The sequence below is a fragment of the Gracilibacillus sp. Marseille-QA3620 genome (assembly GCF_054950035.1).
The window spans coordinates 925,412-947,751 of the sequence record NZ_CM143102.1 but is presented as its reverse complement, the minus strand read 5'-3'; the positions used below and the strand labels follow the sequence as shown (position 1 = coordinate 947,751).

The 22,340-nt window shown below is 41.8% G+C and carries 25 protein-coding genes and 1 pseudogene; 11 read left to right on the top strand and 15 right to left on the bottom strand.

The features are described from left to right. Nucleotides 1-288: 288 nt before the first annotated feature. The 3 genes from ACY8DX_RS04800 (at nt 289) to ACY8DX_RS04790 (ending at nt 2,748) form a co-directional block, all read left to right on the top strand. Nucleotides 289-711, top strand: coding sequence for an HIT family protein (locus tag ACY8DX_RS04800; RefSeq protein ID WP_462406286.1), 423 nt, complete (start codon nt 289-291; stop codon nt 709-711). A gap of 321 nt (nt 712-1,032) precedes the next feature. Continuing rightward, nucleotides 1,033-2,115 carry a 3-phosphoserine/phosphohydroxythreonine transaminase gene (serC, locus tag ACY8DX_RS04795; protein ID WP_462406285.1) on the top strand — a complete coding sequence of 361 codons (1,083 nt, stop codon included), beginning with the start codon at nt 1,033-1,035 and terminating at the stop codon, nt 2,113-2,115. A 114-nt stretch (nt 2,116-2,229) separates the two neighbouring features. Beyond that, nucleotides 2,230-2,748, top strand: coding sequence for a tryptophan transporter (locus ACY8DX_RS04790; RefSeq protein WP_049671899.1), 519 nt, complete (start codon nt 2,230-2,232; stop codon nt 2,746-2,748). 60 nt (nt 2,749-2,808) lie between these two features. On the opposite strand, the gene ACY8DX_RS04785 is transcribed toward ACY8DX_RS04790, so the two are convergent. Beyond that, nucleotides 2,809-2,994 (bottom strand): membrane protein YhzF, encoded by a 186-nt coding sequence (locus ACY8DX_RS04785; RefSeq protein ID WP_049671901.1) that lies wholly within the window; start codon nt 2,992-2,994, stop codon nt 2,809-2,811. A gap of 261 nt (nt 2,995-3,255) precedes the next feature. Between ACY8DX_RS04785 and ACY8DX_RS04780 the strand changes: the two genes are divergently transcribed. From ACY8DX_RS04780 to ACY8DX_RS04770, 3 genes are all read left to right on the top strand, one after another. Continuing rightward, on the top strand, nt 3,256-3,621 hold the full coding sequence (locus tag ACY8DX_RS04780) for a YtxH domain-containing protein (RefSeq protein ID WP_049671902.1): 366 nt from the start codon (nt 3,256-3,258) through the stop codon (nt 3,619-3,621). 127 nt (nt 3,622-3,748) lie between these two features. Beyond that, nucleotides 3,749-4,327, top strand: a complete 579-nt coding sequence (locus tag ACY8DX_RS04775; protein WP_049671903.1) for an HTH-type transcriptional regulator Hpr — start codon at nt 3,749-3,751, stop codon at nt 4,325-4,327. Nucleotides 4,328-4,541: 214 nt separating this feature from the next. Beyond that, a complete protein-coding gene (locus ACY8DX_RS04770; protein ID WP_439802968.1) occupies nt 4,542-4,730 on the top strand; it encodes a hypothetical protein in 189 nt (62 codons plus the stop codon). Nucleotides 4,731-4,777: 47 nt separating this feature from the next. Here ACY8DX_RS04770 and ACY8DX_RS04765 read toward each other — a convergent pair whose 3' ends face one another. Next, a complete protein-coding gene (locus ACY8DX_RS04765; RefSeq protein WP_049671904.1) occupies nt 4,778-4,864 on the bottom strand; it encodes a YjcZ family sporulation protein in 87 nt (28 codons plus the stop codon). 41 nt (nt 4,865-4,905) lie between these two features. Continuing rightward, a complete protein-coding gene (locus ACY8DX_RS04760; RefSeq protein WP_049671905.1) occupies nt 4,906-4,992 on the bottom strand; it encodes a YjcZ family sporulation protein in 87 nt (28 codons plus the stop codon). Nucleotides 4,993-5,281: 289 nt separating this feature from the next. Here ACY8DX_RS04760 and ACY8DX_RS04755 point away from each other — a divergent pair, with 289 nt between their 5' ends. Next, nucleotides 5,282-6,133, top strand: coding sequence for a peptidylprolyl isomerase (locus ACY8DX_RS04755; RefSeq protein WP_049671906.1), 852 nt, complete (start codon nt 5,282-5,284; stop codon nt 6,131-6,133). A 32-nt stretch (nt 6,134-6,165) separates the two neighbouring features. On the opposite strand, the gene ACY8DX_RS04750 is transcribed toward ACY8DX_RS04755, so the two are convergent. From ACY8DX_RS04750 to ACY8DX_RS04735, 4 genes are all read right to left on the bottom strand, one after another. Beyond that, nucleotides 6,166-6,345: a sporulation YhaL family protein gene (locus ACY8DX_RS04750; RefSeq protein ID WP_049671907.1), complete on the bottom strand. Its 180-nt coding sequence runs from the start codon at nt 6,343-6,345 to the stop codon at nt 6,166-6,168. A gap of 89 nt (nt 6,346-6,434) precedes the next feature. After that, nucleotides 6,435-7,373 (bottom strand): 3'-5' exoribonuclease YhaM, encoded by a 939-nt coding sequence (gene yhaM, locus ACY8DX_RS04745; protein ID WP_439802967.1) that lies wholly within the window; start codon nt 7,371-7,373, stop codon nt 6,435-6,437. Between the two features lie 65 nt (nt 7,374-7,438). Continuing rightward, complete coding sequence (locus ACY8DX_RS04740; protein ID WP_462406284.1) at nt 7,439-10,411, bottom strand: AAA family ATPase; 2,973 nt, start codon at nt 10,409-10,411, stop codon at nt 7,439-7,441. A gap of 15 nt (nt 10,412-10,426) precedes the next feature. Continuing rightward, nucleotides 10,427-11,653: a metallophosphoesterase family protein gene (locus tag ACY8DX_RS04735; RefSeq protein ID WP_049671910.1), complete on the bottom strand. Its 1,227-nt coding sequence runs from the start codon at nt 11,651-11,653 to the stop codon at nt 10,427-10,429. Nucleotides 11,654-11,786: 133 nt separating this feature from the next. Here ACY8DX_RS04735 and ACY8DX_RS04730 point away from each other — a divergent pair. The 3 genes and pseudogenes from ACY8DX_RS04730 to ACY8DX_RS04720 all read left to right on the top strand — a co-directional run. Then, nucleotides 11,787-12,320, top strand: a pseudogene (locus ACY8DX_RS04730) (DUF2199 domain-containing protein); the annotation flags it as partial. Between the two features lie 422 nt (nt 12,321-12,742). Further along, the gene (locus tag ACY8DX_RS04725) at nt 12,743-13,093 is read left to right on the top strand and encodes a YciI family protein (RefSeq protein WP_462406283.1); all 351 of its coding nucleotides are present in this window, start codon (nt 12,743-12,745) and stop codon (nt 13,091-13,093) included. A gap of 145 nt (nt 13,094-13,238) precedes the next feature. After that, on the top strand, nt 13,239-13,643 hold the full coding sequence (locus ACY8DX_RS04720) for a GNAT family N-acetyltransferase (RefSeq protein WP_462406282.1): 405 nt from the start codon (nt 13,239-13,241) through the stop codon (nt 13,641-13,643). A gap of 95 nt (nt 13,644-13,738) precedes the next feature. Here the strand turns inward: ACY8DX_RS04720 and ACY8DX_RS04715 are convergent, their stop codons facing one another. The 5 genes from ACY8DX_RS04715 to ACY8DX_RS04695 all read right to left on the bottom strand — a co-directional run bounded on the left by ACY8DX_RS04715 (nt 13,739) and on the right by ACY8DX_RS04695 (nt 18,293). After that, entirely contained in the window at nt 13,739-14,101 is a 363-nt protein-coding gene (locus ACY8DX_RS04715; protein WP_049671913.1) for a hypothetical protein, read from the bottom strand. A 27-nt stretch (nt 14,102-14,128) separates the two neighbouring features. After that, the gene (locus ACY8DX_RS04710; protein WP_462406281.1) at nt 14,129-15,085 is read right to left on the bottom strand and encodes an anti sigma factor C-terminal domain-containing protein; all 957 of its coding nucleotides are present in this window, start codon (nt 15,083-15,085) and stop codon (nt 14,129-14,131) included. Further along, a complete protein-coding gene (locus ACY8DX_RS04705) occupies nt 15,069-15,584 on the bottom strand; it encodes an RNA polymerase sigma factor (protein ID WP_049671915.1) in 516 nt (171 codons plus the stop codon). Before ACY8DX_RS04705 ends, ACY8DX_RS04710 begins: the two co-directional genes overlap by 17 nt. Before the next feature lie 581 nt (nt 15,585-16,165). Then, a complete protein-coding gene (locus tag ACY8DX_RS04700; protein WP_462406280.1) occupies nt 16,166-17,401 on the bottom strand; it encodes an ABC transporter permease in 1,236 nt (411 codons plus the stop codon). Beyond that, nucleotides 17,394-18,293 (bottom strand): ABC transporter ATP-binding protein, encoded by a 900-nt coding sequence (locus ACY8DX_RS04695; protein WP_439802963.1) that lies wholly within the window; start codon nt 18,291-18,293, stop codon nt 17,394-17,396. Before ACY8DX_RS04695 ends, ACY8DX_RS04700 begins: the two co-directional genes overlap by 8 nt. A gap of 167 nt (nt 18,294-18,460) precedes the next feature. On the opposite strand from ACY8DX_RS04695, the gene ACY8DX_RS04690 reads away from it, so the two are divergent. Further along, a complete protein-coding gene (locus ACY8DX_RS04690; protein WP_462406279.1) occupies nt 18,461-18,646 on the top strand; it encodes a YhzD family protein in 186 nt (61 codons plus the stop codon). Nucleotides 18,647-18,697: 51 nt separating this feature from the next. Here ACY8DX_RS04690 and ACY8DX_RS04685 read toward each other — a convergent pair whose 3' ends face one another. From ACY8DX_RS04685 to ACY8DX_RS04675, 3 genes are all read right to left on the bottom strand, one after another. Beyond that, nucleotides 18,698-19,489 carry an enoyl-CoA hydratase gene (locus ACY8DX_RS04685; protein WP_439802962.1) on the bottom strand — a complete coding sequence of 264 codons (792 nt, stop codon included), beginning with the start codon at nt 19,487-19,489 and terminating at the stop codon, nt 18,698-18,700. A 212-nt stretch (nt 19,490-19,701) separates the two neighbouring features. Beyond that, nucleotides 19,702-21,207 carry a coproporphyrinogen III oxidase gene (locus ACY8DX_RS04680; RefSeq protein ID WP_462406891.1) on the bottom strand — a complete coding sequence of 502 codons (1,506 nt, stop codon included), beginning with the start codon at nt 21,205-21,207 and terminating at the stop codon, nt 19,702-19,704. A gap of 182 nt (nt 21,208-21,389) precedes the next feature. After that, nucleotides 21,390-22,262 (bottom strand): HAD hydrolase family protein, encoded by an 873-nt coding sequence (locus ACY8DX_RS04675; RefSeq protein WP_439802961.1) that lies wholly within the window; start codon nt 22,260-22,262, stop codon nt 21,390-21,392. Nucleotides 22,263-22,340 lie beyond the last annotated feature (78 nt).

Here is a 22,340-nt window from a genome sequence, read left to right as displayed (position 1 = left end):
GTGTTCGCCAAAGGCCATAGTACCTGAAATTTGACTATCCAAATTATAAGGGGATGGTAGCGTTGGAAACATGGCATTAAGGTATCAAAAGTCGCTTCACTCAAAGCGATGTGGGGTGACTCGTACCAAGAAGCGTCTGGAAAACCAGTCAAAGGAATAAGCTTCCTCTCTATTGGGGGCGCAGCACATGCTGCGTCCTCTTTATTTTCCAGCTCATGCACCTGTCCTTTTTTCCCTTCAGCAATTGTGCTACACTAAAAAAAACACGATAAGAAAGGGTGTAAAGCCATGTCAGATTGCATTTTCTGCAAAATCATCAACGGGGATATCCCTTCCTCCAAGGTTTATGAAGATGAACATGTAATGGCCTTTTTAGACATCAGCCAAGTAACTAAAGGACATACCCTCGTCATCCCGAAAATACATAAAGAAAACGTATACGAGCTCACACCAGAAATCGCAGCCCATGTATTTGAGGTCGTACCAAAAATCGCACGCGCCATCAAACAAGAATTCAACCCAATTGGCATGAACGTCCTTAACAACAATGGCGAACATGCCGGACAATCCGTCTTCCACTTCCACATCCATCTATTGCCGCGCTACGGCGAAGGGGACGGCTTCGGTGCCGTTTGGAAAACCCATACGAGCGAATATACACCAGACGAGCTCAAGCAAATTGCCAGCTCAATTGGTCAGCATATTAGCTGATGACAGGGAAGCCTCCTTGGATGGGGGCTTCTTTTTTATGGTTGGGAAAGTTTAATGGAGCTAGGCTTTGGACCACCCTTTGTCCCCCTCCCCCCCTTTCTATGGGTTTTGGGTGGGCTTTCTCTGACGATGTCCACCCTTTGCACGAGCACTGGGTGGTCCATCGCTTACAGATACCCCCCTTTTACCCCCTTCTGTGTCCAACTGGCGAAATTATCAGAATATACATTTACTTTCCTTTGATTGTTCAGTAAAATTGTCATATTCACGCCTTGATTTAACAATAAGGTTACAGATTGCATGAGGAAGGGGAGTTTTCATATGGCTAGAGCGTTTAATTTTAATGCGGGACCGGCCGCTTTACCTGAGGAAGTGTTATTGAAGGCACAGAAGGAGTTTCTTGACTTCGAGGGGAGCCGGATGTCTGTTATGGAGCTGAGCCATCGCAGCAAGGAGTACAGCAGGGTCCATGATAAAGCGAGCGGGCTGCTGAGAGAGCTGATGGAGATTCCTGCGGATTACGAGATTCTGTTCCTTCAAGGAGGAGCTTCCCTGCAGTTTTCGATGATTCCGATGAATTTACTTGACCAGGAGCGCGGGGCAAGCTATATCCTTACGGGTTCGTGGTCTGAGAAGGCCTTGAAGGAAGCCAAAAAACTCGGTCCGATAGAGATAGCAGCTTCCACGAAAGAATCCGGTTACCATGCCATTCCACCGCTTTCCGATATTCAGTGGAAAGAGAATACCTCTTATGTCCACTTGACGAGCAATAATACGATATACGGCACGCAGTGGAAGGAGTATCCGAAGACGGATCAGATTCCGCTTATCGCTGATATGTCGAGTGATATATTGAGCAAGAAAATAGATGTTTCCCAGTTCGGGCTTATCTATGCGGGGGCACAGAAGAATCTCGGCCCATCCGGGGTAACGGTGGTCATCATCCGCAAAGATTTAATCCAAAAGGATGACAGCTTGCCGACGATGCTTTCTTATGAAACTCATGCGGGCTCCAATTCCTTGTATAATACACCGCCTACCTTGGCCATTTACCTTTTATCTTTAGTATTAGAATGGGCTAAGGATAAGGGCGGCGTAGTCCAGATAGAGCAGCAAAATCAGCAGAAAGCCAAACTGATCTATGATGCGATTGATGAAAGTAGCGGTTTTTATTCCGGACATGCCGATCAAGACAGCCGGTCGAATATGAATATTACCTTCACCCTGCCTACAAACGAATTGACGAAGCAATTCCTTCAGGAGGCTGCCAATGAGGGCTTTATCGGGCTTGGCGGTCATCGTTCTGTAGGCGGATGCAGGGCCTCCATCTATAATGCCGTTCCACATGAGCATTGCCAGGCCTTAGCAGATTTTATGGTAAAATTCAAAAAAATCAATAGTTAGGCTGTATTCTTTCTGATGATGATGTTATAATCTGGGTAAGCTTTTTGCGGCTGGCATAGAGAGCACATCCGAAAAAGCAAATAGTTAGTTGAGCTTAGAAGAGGAGAGATAAAAATGAATACGAAATCATTAGTAACTTTATCGTTGCTAGTCGGAATCGGTGCCGTTCTGCACACGATTGTACCTGGGTTTGTCTTTGGAATGAAGCCGGACTTAATGCTTCTTATGATGTTTCTCGGCATCTTTTTACTGCCAGACTTGAAGAATGCGCTATTAATAGGCGCAGTCACTGGAATTATTTCTGGTTTGACTACCTCATTTCCAGGAGGACAAATACCCAATATCATTGATAAGATTATAACAGCGTTGATTATTTATGCAGTCTATAAATTGCTTACGAAATTTGTTAAACCCGCAGTTGCCAGCCTATCCTTAACCTTGGTCGGCACACTGATTTCGGGAACGATTTTCTTAACATCAGCCTATTTACTTGTCGGCCTGCCTGGACCATTTTTGACATTGGCTGCCGGAGCTATTCTTCCTGCCCTTGTCATTAACACCGTTGCAATGGCTGTTATTTATCCAATGGCATCAAGTATTCTGAAACGAACCAATGCTGTAATTACATCATAAATAATACCCAGAGGATAACGAAGCCGTTATCCTCTTTTTTAATCCCTGTACATCCCACCTCTATAGGATCCACGTCGCCAATAAAAGGACCGCTGCCGCCAGAAAGGCGCCCCCGCTTAGCTGCAATCTCTTCTTAAGAATTTTCTTTGAAGGATACACCCCTCCCTTTCCAATCACATAAACAGAATGAAGCATAACACCGAAAGAAGCACTGATTAAAATGAGTAATAAGACAAGAGCCGCCACATTATTTATCCTCCTTCATTCATTCTTTACTCATATTATGCACAGCTTGTTTTTGATATGAGAAAGCTAATTCCAAGACCATTTTGGCAAGTTTATGAAAAAAACCATGAATTTTTTGGCAAAAATAGTTTCCGAAAATAACAATTAACGTTTAAAATAATATAAAAAAAGGAAATGTTTAATATAAGGACTATTTTTTAAAGGGATTTTTATGTTTATGTAGAAATCTGTAAAAGGAAGAATAAATTGGGGTGAATAACAATGAAAGCAAAATCTTTAGCGATTGGATTCATATCTGGTTTCGCCGTAGCCGGAGTTGGTGTACTGCTCAGCACCCCTGCATCCGGCAAGGAAGTACGTTCAAATTTGAAGGAAACAAAGGATGAGACCGTCCTCCTTCTTCAAGATGTCCAAGAAGCGGTCATCCAATTAAAAAATGACTGTATATCAGCCGCCAACGTGAGTAAAGCACAAGTCAATATGTTCATTAAGGATGTAAAAGAATTGATCCAGGAATGGAATGCAGATGCAAAACAGCATACCGATGCGATACAGGTACAAATCAAGGATGTGGAAACAGCCATTAACGAACTTGAAGCAGCTATTACACCAACGCCGGCAAAATAAAACATTATAGAGGAAAATTGATAGAAATTTGTAGAAAAAGTTTCTAAATATTTGGCAAATTACCTTTTTTGTTATTTAATATTTTATAAGGATAATAATGAAAAAAAGAAAAGTAGGTGAATGAATCATGTCTGAAAATTTGAATTCAGTGAAAGAAGCCATGTTATTCACTCAGCGTGTGGCACAGTTGAGCAAGGCTTTATGGAAAGCAATCGAAAAAGACTGGCAGCAATGGATCAAGCCCTATAATTTGAATATTAATGAACACCATATTCTCTGGATTGCCTATCATTTAAAGGGAGCCTCCATTTCTGATGTGGCGAAATTCGGAGTTATGCACGTATCAACCGCATTCAATTTCTCGAAGAAGCTTGAAGAACGCGGACTACTTCGTTTCTCCAAAAAGGAAAATGACAAACGGAATACGTATATTGAATTGACAGATCAAGGGGTCGAACTTTTGCTTGAAATTGTTAAAGTCTTTGATTCCTCCAAGAACTCTGTTTATCTAGGAGCACAACCGTTGAAGGAGCTATACGGTAAATTCCCGGATATGATGGAAATGATGGCCATCGTTAAGAATATTTACGGGGATGATTTCATGAATATTTTCGAAAAATCTTTTGCTAATCTTGAACATGAATTTACAGATGAGAACGGTTTTCTCGAAAAGATTGAACATCCAGAAAAAGAACCAATACAATAACACAGGGGCATTCCCGATAAAAGCGGACCTAAATTTACATCCGCTTTTACCTTAAAACGCCTTGTTCATTTCTTCACATATTTTTCCTCAACAAGAAAATAAACCAACCTTTTCCTCGAACTGATAATAAACCGTTATTCATCCTCATAGTCTTTGCAGTATAGGCAATTTTTTGATAATGTAAGAGAGATAACAGCGCCAAGGGGGTAGCAGGATGATAATTCTTATTTGGTTTTCCTTATTTGCTCTCTTTTTCTTGTATTATATTAATAAGCTATCCACCAGCTTCTGTATAAAGAAAGAGATTCCAGAAGAAAAACAGGATAGTTTTTATCGTACAATCAATGTCCTAATCACGATCCTGCTAGTTTCAACTTATCTCGAAATACTATATACAGCATAAAAGACGAATGCCTAAGCACTCGTCTTTCTTCTTCCGGAAATCTTTGATTAGCAAATCCAGGATGCCCCGATGATGACCAACAAGATAAACAAAACAACCAATAAAGCGAAACCTCCGCCATATCCTCCAGACATTGTTGTATCCTCCTTTCAATCACAATGGATTGGTTTACTTCTTAGTAAATCCAAGACGCACCAACAATCACGAGCAAAATGAAAAGTACGACGATGAAGGCAAATCCTCCTCCGTAGTTCTGACCCATGATAACACCTCCTTTTGAGCTGCTACCCTATCCTATTCAAGCTTGGTAAGAAAGGAATGGGCACATTACTCATATGCTCACTTTTTTGACAAGACCAATTCTTTATGAACCGCCTGTCTTTTTTCCTGTCCCTATATCCTATGCATGGTATGTCAAGATTGTTTATGCTCATAAGCCCTATAAGGTAAATGAGCCTCCTTATCCTTTTTTTAGCAGAGGAATTGTGGTATAGTTATGCTTGTTAAAGATAAAGGGATGTTTTGGCAATATGCTAAAAGGAGTGTAAGGGATGAAGAAATGGTTAATCACAGTAGCATCCGTATCGACACTTATCGGCCTCAGTGCCTGCAACAATGTCGGTTCTGATGAGACAATCGCAGAAACAAAATCAGGCAATATCACGAAAGATGAATTCTATGAGGAATTGAAGGACAAATATGGGGACCAAGTACTTCAAGAGCTTGTTTACAAAAAGGTCTTCACCGATCAATATAAGGTAAGTGACAAGGAAGTCGACAAACGCCTTGAAGAAACAAAGGCTAACCTTGGTGAGAACTTCGAAAGTGCTCTTGCTCAAAACGGCTATGCAGATGAAAAAGCCTTCAAGGAAGAGCTTAAATATCAGCTTGCTCAAGAGAAAGCAGCTCTCGAAACAGTCGATGTCACAGAAGATGAGCTGAAGGATTATTATGAGAACAAGTATACAGTCAATCTTAAAGCCAGACACATCCTTGTAGCAGATGAAAAAACAGCGAAAGAAGTAAAGAAAAAGCTTGAAAATGGCGAAAAATTTGCTGATTTGGCTAAAGAATACTCCACTGATGAGGCATCTAAAGAACAAGGCGGAGACCTTGGTGAATTCGGTGTAGGCAAGATGGTGCCTGCCTTTGAGGATGCAGCTTATAAATTGAAGGTGGATGAGATCTCTGACCCTGTACAATCAGATTACGGTTTCCATATCATTCAAGTGACAGATCGCGTCAAAAACGACAGTCCTTCCTTTGAAGATGCAAAAGCTGATGTAGAGAGAAGCGTTAAGACCGCTAAACTAGACTCTACAAAAGCCCAAGAAGCTATTCAAAAAGTAATCGATGATGCAAAAATCGATGTGAAGGATAAAGATTTGGAAGACGCCTTTTAATAAAGAAAAACTCGGCTGATCAGCCGAGTTTTTTAATTTGCCTCATCTGTTAATGTGCGCTTCTTCTTTTCCTCTTCCATTCGTTCGATGTATACCTTCCCCTCATCCTCTATGAAGGCTTCATCAATTTCTCTGTCTTCTCTCATTGATTTGATGGTCATATAAGCACTGACAAAAATTCCTGCGACGATGAACCACATGAAAAATGGCACGAAGACATTCTCCCTTTCTTAAGGGACAGGCCCTTTTCAAACATTATATGCGGCTTATCCGCTCTTATGAGGAAAACTTTCGTCCGTATTTATTTAAAGGATGGCTTATAGAGACTGCGGTTATCAAGCGGGAAGATGCGCTCAGTGAATTCACCCGGTTTCACGCGGTCAAGCGCTCTATCCATCATATTCATCTTCGCATCCAAATTATCGATGTGATGCAGGATTTCAGCCTCTTTCACCAATGGCGGTTTCGGGCTTCCCCATTCCGCCTTGCCATGATGACTCAGCACGATATGCTGCAGTATAAGGATTTCTTCTCCCTGTATATTGAGTTCCTCGGCCACCTTGCCGATTTCATTGACCATGATAGTGATATGACCGAGCAAGTTCCCTTCAACTGTATAAGTAGTAGCAATCGGCCCGCTCAATTCCATCACCTTACCAAGGTCATGAAGGATAACACCTGCATACAGCAAATCCTTATTCAAGGATGGATATAGCTCTGCAATGGCTTTAGCCAAATCCAGCATGGAGACGACATGATAGGCAAGCCCTGAGAAGAATTCATGATGATTCTTCGTCGCAGCCGGGTATTCAAGAAATTCCTTTGAATACTTCTTGACCAGATGCCTAGTAATGCGCTGGATATTCGGATTAGTCATTTCAAATATGTATTTCGTAATGGTATCAGCCATTTCATCCTTGCCAATTGGAGCTGTTGGCAGCAGATCTCCGATATTAACCGCTTCATTATCATATTTCAATCGGATGGCACGAATGCGCAGCTGGAGCTTTCCTTTGTAGTTCTGTACATCTCCAGTAACGCGGACGATTGCCTCCGGAACATAAATTTGTTCGTCCTCAGGTTTTACATCCCAAAGCTTTGCTTCAATTTCCCCGCTTTTATCCTGGAATATTAATGATAAAAAAGGTTTGCCGTTGCTGGCTGTACCTTTGATCGCATTCTTTATGAATAAATGGAGATCGATTGTATCTCCTACCTCGTAATGGGCAATTCCCTTCATCTTAAATCCCTCCCAGTCTATTCCTTTTATATTATAGCATGCTAGGCAACTGTTTTCGTTGTTTATCACCCTATGGAGATCACTTCATGTGAAGTAAACTGCTCCTTGATTTTTTGATGGCAAGTCATAAAGAGAATCTGGTGCTCCTCTTGTCCAATTTGCTTCAGCAAGGAAAGAACCCGCTCCGTTCGTCTATCATCGAAATTAACGAATGTGTCATCCATCATAATCGGAAGATCCTTTCGTCCTTCAATGGTTAAAGCTAATGCAAGACGAATTGATACATAAGCAAGCTCTGCTGTACCTCTGCTCAGATCCCGGGCAGGAATGTATTCTCCCTGGCTATCTTGTAGCATCAGCCCTGTCCCCTCATTTGAGAATACAAGCCGTTCGTACTTGCCATTGGTCAAATAATACAGATGTTCATTGGATTTCTCCAATATGGCGGGAAAGCGCTCATTCTTATATTTCGTGATAGCCTCTTGAAGAATGCCTTTAGCCACAGCAAGCTTCGCCCATTTCCGCGACAGTACCTGAAAGTCCTCGAGCAGTTGTTGATGATGGAATTGCAAGGCTTCCACTGTTCCATCTTCCTCAAGCCTCTTAATATCATATTGAACCTTGGCAAGCTCTTGAAGGCCTGCCTCAATTTGCTGCTCAACAGACGAACTATCCTCCTCGGCACTCGCTATTTGCTCATCCAGCTTAGCAGCACTTGTATCCAAATAATGCTCACTATCTGAGAATTCACCAAGCTGAATCATTAATTGGCGTCTTATTGTTACGAGCTGCTCTCGTTCTTCGGATTCCTTGCCCAACTGATAGAAGCTTGTAATAGATTCGCAGCCCGCTTCCTTCAGCAGCGCTGCCTGCTCTGCCTGCAGATGTTCGCATATTTCCTCAAGCGGCTCTTTCTCCTCCGTCAAATCAGCAATCCGATCATCAAGACGTTTCGCTTCATCCCTTACTCGGATGACTTCATCCATTTTCTGCTTGATTTGACGATAGATCTCTCTCCTTGACTGTTCAGTGCTGACATGAAAATCCTCAGCAAGCTTATTTAATTTAGTGCTAAGGGCGACAATCACTTGACGGTTTTCCTCTATGGAGGATTGAAGCTTGTTTTTCTCCAGAATAATATCCTTCATGCTTTCAAGACGGTCCAATGCCTCAGAGAGCATAGACTTCGAAATCTCCCGCGGAATGAACCATTCATCCCCAAGGGCGGTTAAGCGTCTTTCACAGGCTTGCTTCTCCTGTTCCCACTTCTCAAATGCTTGGATTAAACCTTCGAAAATTTCATCCTGCTGTTCTTTCCGATATTTCTCCCTCTCATATTGCAAACGGTTCTCCGCATCCTCCATGAGAAGTCTGTCTGTCAAACCATTATCTCCTTGCCTTTGAACACGGTTTGAAAAGCCTGCCAGCTTTTCCTCATAAAAGAGGATTTCTTCATCCAGCTCACTAGATTTCGTATAACTGCCAAGGAACTGCCTCCAAATGAAGATAAGCAGAACTCCTCCGAGTCCAATCCCGGTACCAAGCAGTACTTTCCCGCTGAACATGGTTAGGATGGCTGTCAGAATAAGCAGAATACCTGCGAGATTAGAAAATCGCTTTTGTTTCTTCCTCATTTTCTGTTCTTTTGTCCAGATTTTCTCACGCCGGTTTTTCAATCGCTCAAGTGTTTCCCGCACTTCCTCCAAATTGTATGAGTCGGACGATTCTTTGAAGGTCTTGCGCCTTTCTTCAAGCCTCGCTCTCTCCCCATCCGGCAAAAGCTTGCTTTCATAGAGCTTCATTGTCTTTTCCACTTGGTCAAGCTTCAATTTCTCCTGTTCAAATTGGAAATCCAGTTCACTTTTCCGTTTCTTGAGGGTGCTCATTTCAAGCTCCAGCTTCTTGATTTCCTCTTTACGGAAAACACTCGTATCAAGAGAGGCAATTGTCTCCTCCTCTAAATTCATATGCAATTCTTCCTGCAGCTTATACATACGGGCATCTAAATGCTTCAACTCAATTGATTTAGCCCTTATTTCTTCCTCCAGTGACTCGCAATGCTCTATAGGACGTTCCATTTGATGGACCTCAGCCTCCTTAAGAAGCCAGTCCTCCTGATAGGTAAGCTTTTGCCTTTCATCCTTCAAGGCAGATAATTTAGTCGATTGCGTTTTCAGCATGGCGGATTTCGCCACCAGTTCGGCTTCAATGGTCTCCATCCTTTTCGTTCCGCCGGCAGGAAAAGGCCTCTCCTTTAATTCACTCAGCCTGCCGTTAATGCCGGAAAGTTCCTGAATGCTTGGCAAAAGGCGCCTCCAGTCCTTTAAATGAATCAAATGGCTTCTTATTTTCTCCAAGCGTGTCCGCTGTTCAGCTATTTCGTTCGAAAGCCTTTCCTGATGATGGAGGAACTCATTATACTCATTTTCGCTTTCCTTGGCCTTTTGCAATTGCCTCGTGCTTTCTTTCATCTCTGCGAGTTTCTGATTCAACTCCGGCTTCTTACCGCTCGGCTTAAAGAGGAGCTCCATTTGCTTTTGAAGACCATTCTCCAAATCCCACAACCGTTCACTTCCAGACATGCCGGCAAAAAATAAGTATCGTCCAAGCTCCTCTTCATTTAGACGGGAAATTTCTCTAATCCCATCTAAGTTAAAGGAATAGATGGATTCATAGAAATCCCGGTCAATTCCTTTAAGAAGCTCCTTTAGTTCCTCCTCCTGACCGATGAACTGACCACCTTGATATAGCTTGCACTCACTGCCCTGCGTATGCTTGATTCGCTCAATGGTGATTTCTCCATTCGCCGGCCATTCAACCGTCAGTCTGCCGCCGTATTTCACTCCTCCATTCGGTTCATAGGAGGGGGCATTCTGACTTCTCTGCGGAAAGCCGAAAAGCATGGCATGGATAAATGAAAAAATCGTCGACTTGCCTGCCTCATTCTCCCCATAAAGAACATTGATTCCAGAGGAGAGATCTAGTTGATAATTTTCGAATTTCCCGTATCCAAATATATGTATTTTCTTAATAATCAACGGTCTTCTGTCTCCTTATCTGCTATTTAATCGCTTCACCAATTCCATATTGGCCTCTAGGATAATTTCCTTCTGTGAAGCGTAATCCCAGCCTTTCACATACTTTCTTGCAGCCGAATGAGTTAAAAGAGGGGCTATAAGCTCCTCGAATTGTTCCTTGCCGAGATCTGCCGAAACATCTAATAGCTCAGCTAAAAAGCTCTGAGTTTCATCCGTGCCCTCATCCATCCAAGCAGGCGGGATTAGCTTCATCGTGTGAATCCAAACCCTCGGAGTTTCTTCCTCCTCTCCCTCCTGCACAGCTTCAAGCAATTCGTCCATATCTGAATAAAGCCAGTCTTCTTCCTTGGCCTTTGAAGCATCCAGAATCAACTCAAGAAGGATGTCCTTGCCCGCTTGACGATAATGCTCCTTCCGCTCGTTGATGTGCTGAATAAGCCTATTCATCTCGAGTCCGCTTGCTTCCACCGTCTCTTCCTGCCAATTCAGAACAGAAGCTGGGCGGAAATCAAGTTTCGTTTCTGTTTCAGATAAATGAACAAGATAGAACCCCTTCTCTCCTGTCTCTTTCCTGTTCCGGCCTTGGAGGCATCCAGGGTATACAGCATATGGCTCATTTAGAACAAGCATCCGTTTATGAATATGTCCCAATGCCCAATAATCAAATCCCTTTTGCACTAGCTCCATCTTCGTGAAAGGAGCATAATTACCATGGGCCGTTTCCCCATCAAGATTGCCGTGCAAGAGGCCGATATGAAAATCCCCTGATGGCTGCTTGATATAGCCTTCAATCATCCTTTCCTTTATATGTCTCTGTCCATAGCTGAAGCCGTAAAGCATAGACGATGTCCCATCCTCCTTCACATGCTCCTTAACCTCTACCTCTCGTCCAAATATGTGGACATTAGGCGGAAGAGACAGATTAAAATAGTTTCCTTCAAGAAAGTCATGATTGCCATGAATCAGATATACAGGAATACCTTCCTTATTCAACTGCTCCATCGCCTTTTGGAACTGAATCTGTGCCTTAAGGCTGCGGTCATTCCCATCATAAATATCCCCTGCCAGGATGACAAAATCTACTTTCTCCGTTATCGCTGTTTGAATCAAATTCCTTAATGCTTCATAACTGCTCGTTCTCAGCTTTTCATATAAGGTATCCGGCAGATGCCGAAATCCAGAAAACATGCCGCCTAAATGAAGATCGGCCGCATGGATAAATGTTATATTTTTCACTTTCATTCACTCCCTCTCCCTATTTTACTACAAAAGACGCTAGCTGCCTTGTCCTTCATAGGTAAACTCTCCAAGGAAGAAGGAATGTTTTCCTCGTATATCGAATAAAACAATAGCTGTTTTTTTTGGAGGATAAAACATGAATCAACAAATTGAAGGATACTTTTGCAGTTGCTGCAAGAAATATCATAATGAACTCCCCATGAGTTACGGAAGCCCTGCTCCTGATTATTATGATGAACTATCCGTTGAACATCAGAAAAGTAGAGTGGAGATCAATCAAGATGTGTGTGTGATTGACAATGAACATTTTTTCGTTCGGGGATGCATTGAAATTCCTGTCATTGGTAGTGACAAACAATTCATATGGGATGTCTGGGTCTCATTAAGCGAAGCTAATTTCTATAGATTAATTGATTATTGGGATACCGAAGGAAGAGAAGAAGTTCTTGAACCGATGTTTGGCTGGCTATCTACTTCTATTCCCTGCTATCCAGAAACGATTCATTTAAAAACAATGGTTCATACCCGCTCAGTTGGGATAAAACCGTATATTGAACTCGAACCAACTAACCATCCATTAGCCATTGAACAAAGAAAGGGAGTCTCAATGGAGCGTATAAAGCAAATAGCAGAAGAGTTGTGTGATGGAGAACAGCAGCAAAAAAATGAACTGCAAAAGGACTTTAGGGAAAAACCGATGAACTCTTTTCTCAATAAAGCAATCGGCATCTTTTTTGAAAAGACTAATCGCACAGTTAAACCGCTCATGTATGCACAATTAACCCTATGTATCGGCATAGTATTAACTTTGTTTTTAACTTGGAATAATGATTCTCTGAGTTCTATGGCAATTATATACTTTCTCCTTGGCACGAACTTTCTGCTAATCTCAATCGAACAATTTATCATCAAACCAAAACAGCGGAAGGGCTCTGTCCTTTGGTTCATATGTGCCCTCCTGTTTTATTGGAGTGCCTTTGATTATTATTTCATTAACTAATAAAGCAGAAATTCATAGAGGATTCACCTCCGCTGCTGTTGAACTCTTATTAGGAAAGAGGCCTTGCCTCTAAATGAGAAGGAGGGAATTTCATGCTCTTTATGTTGATTGTAAAAGCATCGAAGAATTCGGAAGCCGGTAACCTTCCTAGTCCTGAGCTTATGGAGGCTATGACAAAGTATAATGAGGAATTAGTTAAGGCAGGCGTGCGGGTTATGTCTAAAGGACTTCATCCAAGCTCAAAAGGAATCCGTATCTCATTTCCGCGTCCCGGAGAAGAGCCATTGATCACTGAAGGCCCCTTTACAGAAACGCAGGAGCTGATTGCAGGGTTCATTCTAATCGACGTGAAGTCGAGACAGGAGGCCATCGATTGGGCAATGCGTATGCCGGACCCTCAAGGATTTGGAGAAGGACAGATTGAATTGCGCCAAGTATTTTAATTTAGGCATCAGCGAATGGGAAACAGACTTTTTCTTTTCTGCTTATGGAGCAGCCATAAAGAATATCTATTATGGGGTGATTTGACTGGAGACTGAAATAAAGGTAAGGCTTGCTGTAGAAAGTGATTTAGATACAATCATCGCCATGCTTGCTGACGACATTTTGGGGAGAAAGCGCGAGCGTTATGAGCACCCGCTTCCTAGTAGTTACATAAACGCTTTTGAGGCAATCGTCAATGACCCTAATAACGACTTAGTAGTAGCCTGTGATGGCAATGATCAAGTCATTGGGGTACAGCAAATCACCTTTACTCCTTATCTAACCCATCAGGGCGGATGGAGAGCGACTATTGAAGGAGTAAGAACAGCGGCTTCTGTAAGAGGCAAGGGCGTTGGTGCGGAGCTTATAAAATGGGCAATCCAGCGTGCAAGAAAACGCGGTTGCCGCTTAGTACAGCTGACAACGGATAAACAACGACCAGACGCGCTAAGATTTTATGAACGATTAGGCTTTAAAGCAACGCATGAAGGTTTAAAGCTGAAGCTCTAACCGTATCTATAGGTGTATTGTTGTGGGGCGATATTATCAACAAGGAAAAGGAGCTATTCTAAAAGGACAAGCGCCTTCTAATAGCTCCTTTATATTTAACGGACAAAAGACCGAATGAGCAGAATGACTCCTCCTATCATACTAACGGCTGCTAAAGCAAGACAAACCATAAAGTCCGCAGTGCTATTAATGAGGAGTACAAATGAGCCTACTTCCATGATAGCAAGAACTAAACCAATCAAAAATCCATTTTGATCCTGTTTTCGTATAGCAATGAATAATTGAACGGAAATGATATTCGCTAATAGAATAATAGAAAAGGCAATTAAATAATCAATTGAAAAAATGCTCGTTCCTTCAGCTGTTCCAAATAGCGAAAAGAGTGCTATAGGAAATGCTCCAATGTTAATAGCGACAAGAACCAGCGTCCAAATCATCCAATATACTGCTTTTTTCATAACTATGACATCCTTTCTTGTAGGGGATTAATATTGATCAATAATGGCACCAAAACTAGACGCCTTAATATAATTTTTGTCGATCAGCGATTGTAATTGTTGTTTATTACCTACAACGACCACACCAATGATTCCAATTTGTTTTTCTGTAAGTGATTCATCGTCTTCCTTCATCGTATTGTATAGATGTTCAAAATCTTCCTTGTAAGAACCGCCTTTTTCTATGGCCAAGTCGAGTGTTTCGATAAAGGTATTTGTCGGATCTTGGATTGCTTCCCCGCCTTTTGAAATAGAAGGAAAGCCGGCTACTTCATATTCTTTTAGGATTGAAGGGTCCTTAGAAGGGGCATTGCTTATATCTTTTAACCCTTCAAGCTCCTCTGCGGAATAAGCATTTACCCAGTTCCATTGCAGTGTCACATCTGCAGGCAGCATGGCAACAACCTCTTTATAGGTGTAAGCCTTATTGAAGGATAGGGCCATTTCAATTAATTTGCCGTCATTCACTCTATCTAATTTACTCAAATCATTTTTATAGGATCGGTACTGTAAAGAAGGATGGAAGAAGTTCATTACTCGATCTCCTGTATATGAGAATTGAGTCAGCTCTGAAGCTCCAACTGTCACTTCTATATCAGGAGTGTCATAGGATACTTCACCAAGATGAACTGGTTTACCGTTTAAGAGTTTGTATTTTGGAGCAATAGCCGAGCTGCCGACTAATTTATAGCGCTCTGTCCAGGCACCTGTATAAATATTGGCGCCGTAAATTTCATAATATAATTCTTTAGCCGTCATTTTTTGTCCCATATAATAGGGCGTCAATTGAATCTTTAATAGTATCAATAAAGTTAATACACATATCGAAACGAGAAAGCTAACACCCGTCATGCGGAAGTAACTTTTTCTTTTTGCTGATTTTATTAAATCCTTCTCATCAAAGTCTGGATCAAATAAGCGGTCGATTTCACGGTCTTCGTTCATTTTGTTCCCTCCACTTCTGTTTGAATTCTTTCCTAGCTCTGTACAAGGTTGTTCGAATCGTTTCCACCTTCATATCAAGCATGGCCGATATTTCTTCATAGGATAGTCCCAGGTCATATTTGAGAAGCAGTAAGTTTTTATGACTTGGTTTTAGTTCATCTAATAGATGACGGATATCCCCTTGAAATTCTTTAACCAATAATAAATCCTCGCTTGTCTCTTCCTGAATAAAAAAATCGATAAATGCTTGGTCATTAATATGGACTTTTGGAAAGCGCTGCTTTCGCCTACATAAATCATAGAATTGATTTACAGAAACTTTGAACAGCCAGGCAGATATGTTTCTCACTTCCAGATGAACCATATTTTCAATAGCCTTGTAGAACGTATTTTGTACAATATCTTCGGCATTTTCCTTCGAACAGCCAATGCTTATTAAATACTTGAAGATGATTTGAAACTTCCTCCGGTATAAGTCTTCTATCGTCTCAGTCTTCATTGGCCCTCCTTTCATTTATATAACGAATAGGGAAAATAAAAGTGTACAAGTTTACGAAAAAAATATATATGATATTTTTTTGGTAAATTTCTGAACAAAAAATAGGACTTGGTGGCCAGAGGCACACCTTGGGTCAGCACAGTAGTCAATAAGAAGAAGGGAAAAGAAGGAGAATGAAAGTGATGCAGGGAATTAATAGACATACATAGCTTTATGCTTTCATAGAGAGGAGAATGGTCAAATGCCGTATCTGCGTTTATTTATTTTGTCATTAATTCTACAAATGGTCTGCTTTATGCTATTGATAAAAGGCGAACACGCAACCTTGTTAAATATGATTGGTTTTTCCACAGTATTCACCATTGTTTGGTATTTAATAGACAGATTGTTTCCTTCCAGAAACAATGAAACAAATTAGGTAGTTGAGTTGAATAGAAGTAGCATTAACCTAGAGGGAGGACTGCCTTTTTCTATCATACGAAAGCAAGAAACATTTTACAGACATGAAAAAGACTTCAGGCATCCCCCATCAGGAGTGTGCCTAAAGTCCATATACAGTATGCCTGGCACACTGTATAGATTCATTGATTCTTAGTCAAATTAATGGCTTTCCTAATATCCTTCAATGAAGTTGAATTACTGTACATTAAGACGCCGCCCTTATAGACTTTGGCTCCAACATAGGCTAAGAGCCCGATTGTCACAAGCATAAGAATGATGCCAATGGCAATCTCTAGCGGGGCAATATCGAGCATCCCGATACGAAGGAACATGATCATCGGCGTAAAGAATGGGATATAGGATGTGATTGTAATAAAGTTTGCCTCAGGATTAGACAGCCCGTTCATCGCAATGAGGAATCCAAATATAACGAGCATGGTCATCGGCAGAAGCATTTGCTGCAAGTCCTCAAGCTTACTGACCAAAGACCCTAAGCAGGCTGCCATCGTCGCATACAGCAAATAGCCTAGCAAGGTGAATACGACGGCATAAATGACCGTTTTGGTCTCTATATTGTTGAAATTGAATAATTCAAAGACATCCCCAACCCCTGAATTATTCATCAGAGCCAAATAACCAACGACGACAAAGATAATAAGCTGGGTTAAGGTCAATAGGGCAATCCCTGTTATCTTAGCAAACATTTGCTTGATTGGCGAAACACTGGAGATTAGAATTTCCATAACTCTTGACGATTTCTCAATGGCTACCTCATTGGCAATCATGCCGGCATAGACAAGGACACTAAAGTAAATGGCAAATATCATAATATAAACAAGCCCTCTTGCCTGACTTAATTCAGCCTCAGACTTTGCATCCTCATTCAATGCTTCCACTTCAAATGAAACCGGCGTATAAATGGCCGCTAATTGTTCATCCGTTATATTAGCCTTCTCGGTCATAATGACTGTTTGCACTTGCTGAAGGGCATTTTGAAGCTCTGTGCTTTCTGTAGAATCAGCAATAGATGCCGCTTTATAGTTTCCTGCAGGCAATCCGGCTTGGTCTTCAAGAAGCACGTAGCCGCTGATATCCCCCTCTTCCTCTGCCTTTTTTGCATTTGACTCAGAATCAAATTCCTCAAGGGCCAATTCACTGCCGCTTGCCTTTAATTGCTCCTGGAGGGCAGCAAAGTAATCCCCTGATAGCGCAACGACACCAATTTTCTCCTCCTCATCCCCGAATAACCCGATGATACGGTCAAGATTGGCAAAGGCCGCCATAAACAGCAAAATAACCGCCGTAGAGATAATGAAGGATTTGCTTTTTACTTTCTGTATGTACGTATGCATGGCAACAATCCAGAACTTACTCATATCGTGCACCTACCTTTTCGATGAAGATATCCTGCAAGGAAGGCTCTTCAAGCTCAAATTTACGAATGAATCCGTGTTTAACCGTATCCTCTAAAATCAGCCTTGCATCCTCTTCTTTAGAGATTTGCAAATGGACACCTTCAGTTACTTCCTTCATCTTTACGACACCTGGATACTCTTTCAAAAAGCTCAAGTCATAATCAGCATGTATGACAACATTCTTCTTGCCGAATGAGCGCTTAATCTCCTTCAGCTTCCCTTTCACGATGGCCTCGCCATGCTGCAGGATACAAAGATTCTCACACAGCTCCTCAACATGCTCCATCCGGTGGCTTGAGAAGACAATCGTTGTTCCTTCTTTCCGTAAATCATGAACAGCATTCTTCAGCAGCTCCACATTAACAGGATCAAGGCCGCTGAATGGTTCATCAAGAATCAACAACTCAGGTTTATGGATGACTGATGCAATAAACTGGATTTTCTGCTGATTACCTTTTGATAGGTCCCCGACCTTCTTATCCCAATATTCCGGTACATTGAAGCGTTCAAGCCATGCCTTCGCTTCTTTCTCGGCATCCGCTTTGTCCATGCCTCGCAATCTTGCCAGGTAAACGAGCTGCTCGCCAGTTTTTAATTTTGGGTAAAGTCCCCTCTCTTCAGGTAAGTAACCGACTTGCGCACTGTTCGTGTAGCCAATAGGTTTTCCATCCCAGGTGATTTCTCCTGCAGTCGGTTCAATGAGGCCGAGAATCATCCTGAAAGTCGTTGTCTTTCCCGCTCCATTTGCCCCAAGCATGCCAAAAATACTTCCCTTTTCTATCTCAAGAGATAGTTGTTTCACAGCCGTAAAACGGCCGAACTGCTTAGTAATTTCCTGAATCTTTAGTGTCAATGATCTGCCCCCTCCTATCATTCTTCCGGTCTTATATTTACATTAGACCTAATATATATTCTTTAAGTGTACTGGATTTTGCTATCAAAATGTTCAAAACTTTACATTTTTTATCTATTTATGGGAGAATATTATTGGAGAATCTGTTATTTACTAGGAGGGGACTTATGAGTATTTATAAACTGACTGTGTTTGAGCCAAACGGAGAGAAGGTTATGGATGAATCGATTGAAACTGCTAATGATGATGCCGCAAAAGAAATCGGTTCAAAGCTTCTTGAAGAAAAAGGCTTTGAAGAAATGACTCATCGATTGACATCCCCAGTTGGAAAACTAATTTTATTCCACCGCTAATGAAAAGACCTATCTGCGAGTTCAATGCTTGCAGATAGGTCTTTTCAGTTATTATTTCCCCTTGAATACGGGCTTTCTTTTCTCAACAAAGGCCTTAATACCTTCTTGGTGATCCTCCGTCTGTCTCATGACAAACTGTGAGCCTTTTTCAAGCTCCAGGATTTTCAGTAATTGCGGACGTTTCGTCTCAGCCAGAATCTTCTTCGTACGAATCATTGCCTGCATCGGCTTTTGCTTCCACTCCGCTACCTTTTCGTTCACAGCCGCATCCAAACCGCCTTCTGCCACAATGTCAATAAGCCCCATCTCACACGCACGCGGTGTCTTCAAGACTTCGCCATCCCATATTAATTTCATCGTATTTAATTCACCTAAGCGGCGTTCGAGGAAGAAATGCCCTCCTCCATCCGGAATTAGTCCAATACCAATGAAATTCATTGCAAGCTTGCTGTCCTTATCAGCAATGATACAGTCTGTCGCAAGAGCGAGGCTTAGGCCGAGCCCTGCAGCCGCTCCATGGACTGCCGCTATTGTGAGCTTTGGCATTGTGTATAAGCACATGGCAAGCTCATTAATACTATCCATAATTGCATAGAAGTCCTTCTCTGTTCCTAAATTAAACATGGACTTAATGTCACCGCCTGAGCAAAAAGCTCCTCCATTTCCTTTTAGAATAATGATGGAGATTTCATCATCAAGGCTGAGCGTTTTAAGCTCCTTATTTAATTCTTGCACCATCTCTTTATTAAGAGCATTTAATACCTCCGGGCGATTCAATGATACGATGGCAACAGATCCGTCCTTTTGCACGTTTACACTCTTAACGACAGAGGCAGATTCCACTTTGCAACGACTCCTTCCAAATAATGAATGTACATTCATTATAAAGGTTTATGTAAGCGTTTTAATACTAAAATGTGTAATTTTCCTGAAATTTTCAAACAGCCGTCAGATTTGTTTAATTCACGCACTGGTATAAAACCATCATTTAAGAAGCTTCTATAAAAAACAGCCTCCCCTGTCCAATTGAACAAGTGAGGCTGGTTCATGAGTTACTAACTGAAAAGCGTTTCCTCTAGAATATCAATTTTCTTTCTCGTGTAATGCTCATAGCCGTCATTATAGGATTTCGGATCCTTAGGATTGGCAAAATGCGTAATTTTCCCGGTCGTTGGATGAACGAATTTACTTGCTGCGCCGCAGCCAAGCCCAAGGATGGTTTGCTGCTCCTCCATGATGAGGATATTGTAAAGGCTATCCATCCCTTTTTTTGCATAGCCGACATTTTCAAGATTGCCGAGGATGTTCTTTTGTCGATAGAGGTAGTATGGATGATAGCCATGCGATTCAGTCCAGCTTTGTGCCTCCTGCATCATTTTCTCCACCTCATCTCGTCCAGCCACTTTATAGCGGGTCCTATTCCTGGTCATCTCGGATGCTCTTTTGAAAGAAAGTGTGTGAACAGTCAATGATTCAGGCATTAACTTCTCCGTTTCATCAAGACTATGCTTAAATTCTGGGACTCCTTCTCCAGGCAGGCCGATAATGAGGTCCATATTAATATTGTCCATCCCGCATTCTTTTGCGAGCAAGTACTTATCAATCGTCTCCTCGACCGTATGATGGCGTCCGATAGCCTTTAAAGTTTCCTGTGTGTACGACTGTGGATTGATGCTGATTCGATCAATATTCCACTTCTTCATTACTTCAATCTTTTCCTCTGTGATTGTATCAGGACGGCCTGCTTCCACCGTAATTTCCCGGACATTCTCCACATCTGGGAAGGATTGATACAGTTCCTCATAGAGCATGTCCATCTCTTGTGCACTGATACTTGTTGGTGTCCCGCCGCCGAAATAAATGGTCGTTATTTTCACGTTCTTCTCCTTCAGCCATTGCCCCATCTCTCTCATTTCATGATGAAGCCCGCCAAGGAAGGATTCAACATTTCCCTGTCTTCCATTGATTGCATAAGCCGGGAATGTACAATAAGCACATTTTGTCGGGCAGTATGGGATTCCGATATAGATGCTGATTTCTTTCTTTAAATCATATAAATCTGGAATAGCTTCAAGCTGATGATTCACTATTTGCTCCAGTAAATCAAGCTTTTCCTCTGAGATAGAGTATTGTTCCTTCAGTCGTTTTTTCGCTTCAGCAGGCTCCACACCTTGCTTTCGATATTGATGCCACAGCTTCGTTGGTCTTACTCCGGTCAGCAAGCCCCATTTCTGCACAATACCCGTATATTCCTCGAGCACCTTCAAGAGTACATATAAATAAGCATTCTTTATTTGTTTAAAAAGCGCCTTTTCGTCCAGCTGCTCGTTCAGTTCTGTTTCATAGGATGCTTCGTAGAGTTTGCCGTCAGTCTTTGCTTCCAATACAGCGGCAAGTGTCATCTTGGCAGATGAGCTTGACTGCTTTTCGATGGCAATAATCAAGTCTGCCCCTTCCGCCTTGTCCGTTGATAAGACAGATTCCTCAAAGAATAAATCTGCTATAAGAGATAAAGGCCGGACTAACCGTTCATCTTCAATACCTTTAACATATATATGCATGCTAATCCCCTTTTTCATGATTCAATCCTTCTCAGTTTACTAAGCCTGCCTTTGTTGGTCAATTGTCAAAGGAGAGTTTATGCTTGTTAGATTTCCCATTTCTAGACGATAACATAACGACTCCTATCAAACAACACGAGCCAGACGGATATATCCGTCTGGCTTTATGGGCAATCATCGCATTATTTATCGACTTTTATATTCATTTTTCTCAAAAATCCAATTGGATGCTGCCTTCTAAATACTTCCTTAATTAAATAGGCTACACCTAATTCATCGTTACTTCGGGTTAGCCATTTGGCTCCCCGCTTCACTGTATCAGAAGCATTGGCAACCGCTACCCCTAGACCAGCATGGCGGACAAGCTCTGCCTCATCGGCATCACATCCGATGATCACCATTTCATCTAAGGCAATGCTTCTGCTCTTCGATAAATATCTGACAGCTGTATTTTTGGCGACAGATTTCGGGATGAGTGTTAATTTCCCGGGAAAACTCTCCTGTATTTCAACATTATCAAACATTGCCATCAGGCCCGCTCGAGTATCCTTGCGCTCCTTTTCATCGTGAATATACGCATCAATCTGTAACGGGGAGAGCGGTGTCTTTAATAAGTAATCATAGAGGGAATCCACAAACTGCTGGGCGTATATCCCCGCATCTCCAGGAGTCCATTTAATTCTGGCAAAGAGTGAGCTTGGAAGGTCCTCCCTATTGCCAATCGTGACATCCTCATGAATGAGCCGGATATGACTGGATATATTTTCTAAGAATCGAATGATATCAACAGTCGTTTCCTCCGGAATCCGCTTCACAAAAATGGGCCTCTGTAAATCTTCCAGGATAAAGCCGCCTTGATGAGCAATGATATGGGGATTACATTTAAGTGCCTTTCCTGTTCTAAAGGCATAATCATAATTATTCGATGTAATAAGAGCCACCTCTACGCCTTTATTGGCGACATATTCAAGGGACTCCTTCGTTACCGGATTTAGTTTCCCTTTCGAGGATAAGAGCGCACCATCCATGTTTATCATTAACAGTTTGTATACCATGATGTTCTTGCCACCTTTCATGATGCCCATATAATTCTCTATGCTTAAAAAAGGAAATATAGAACACCAAGAAAGCAT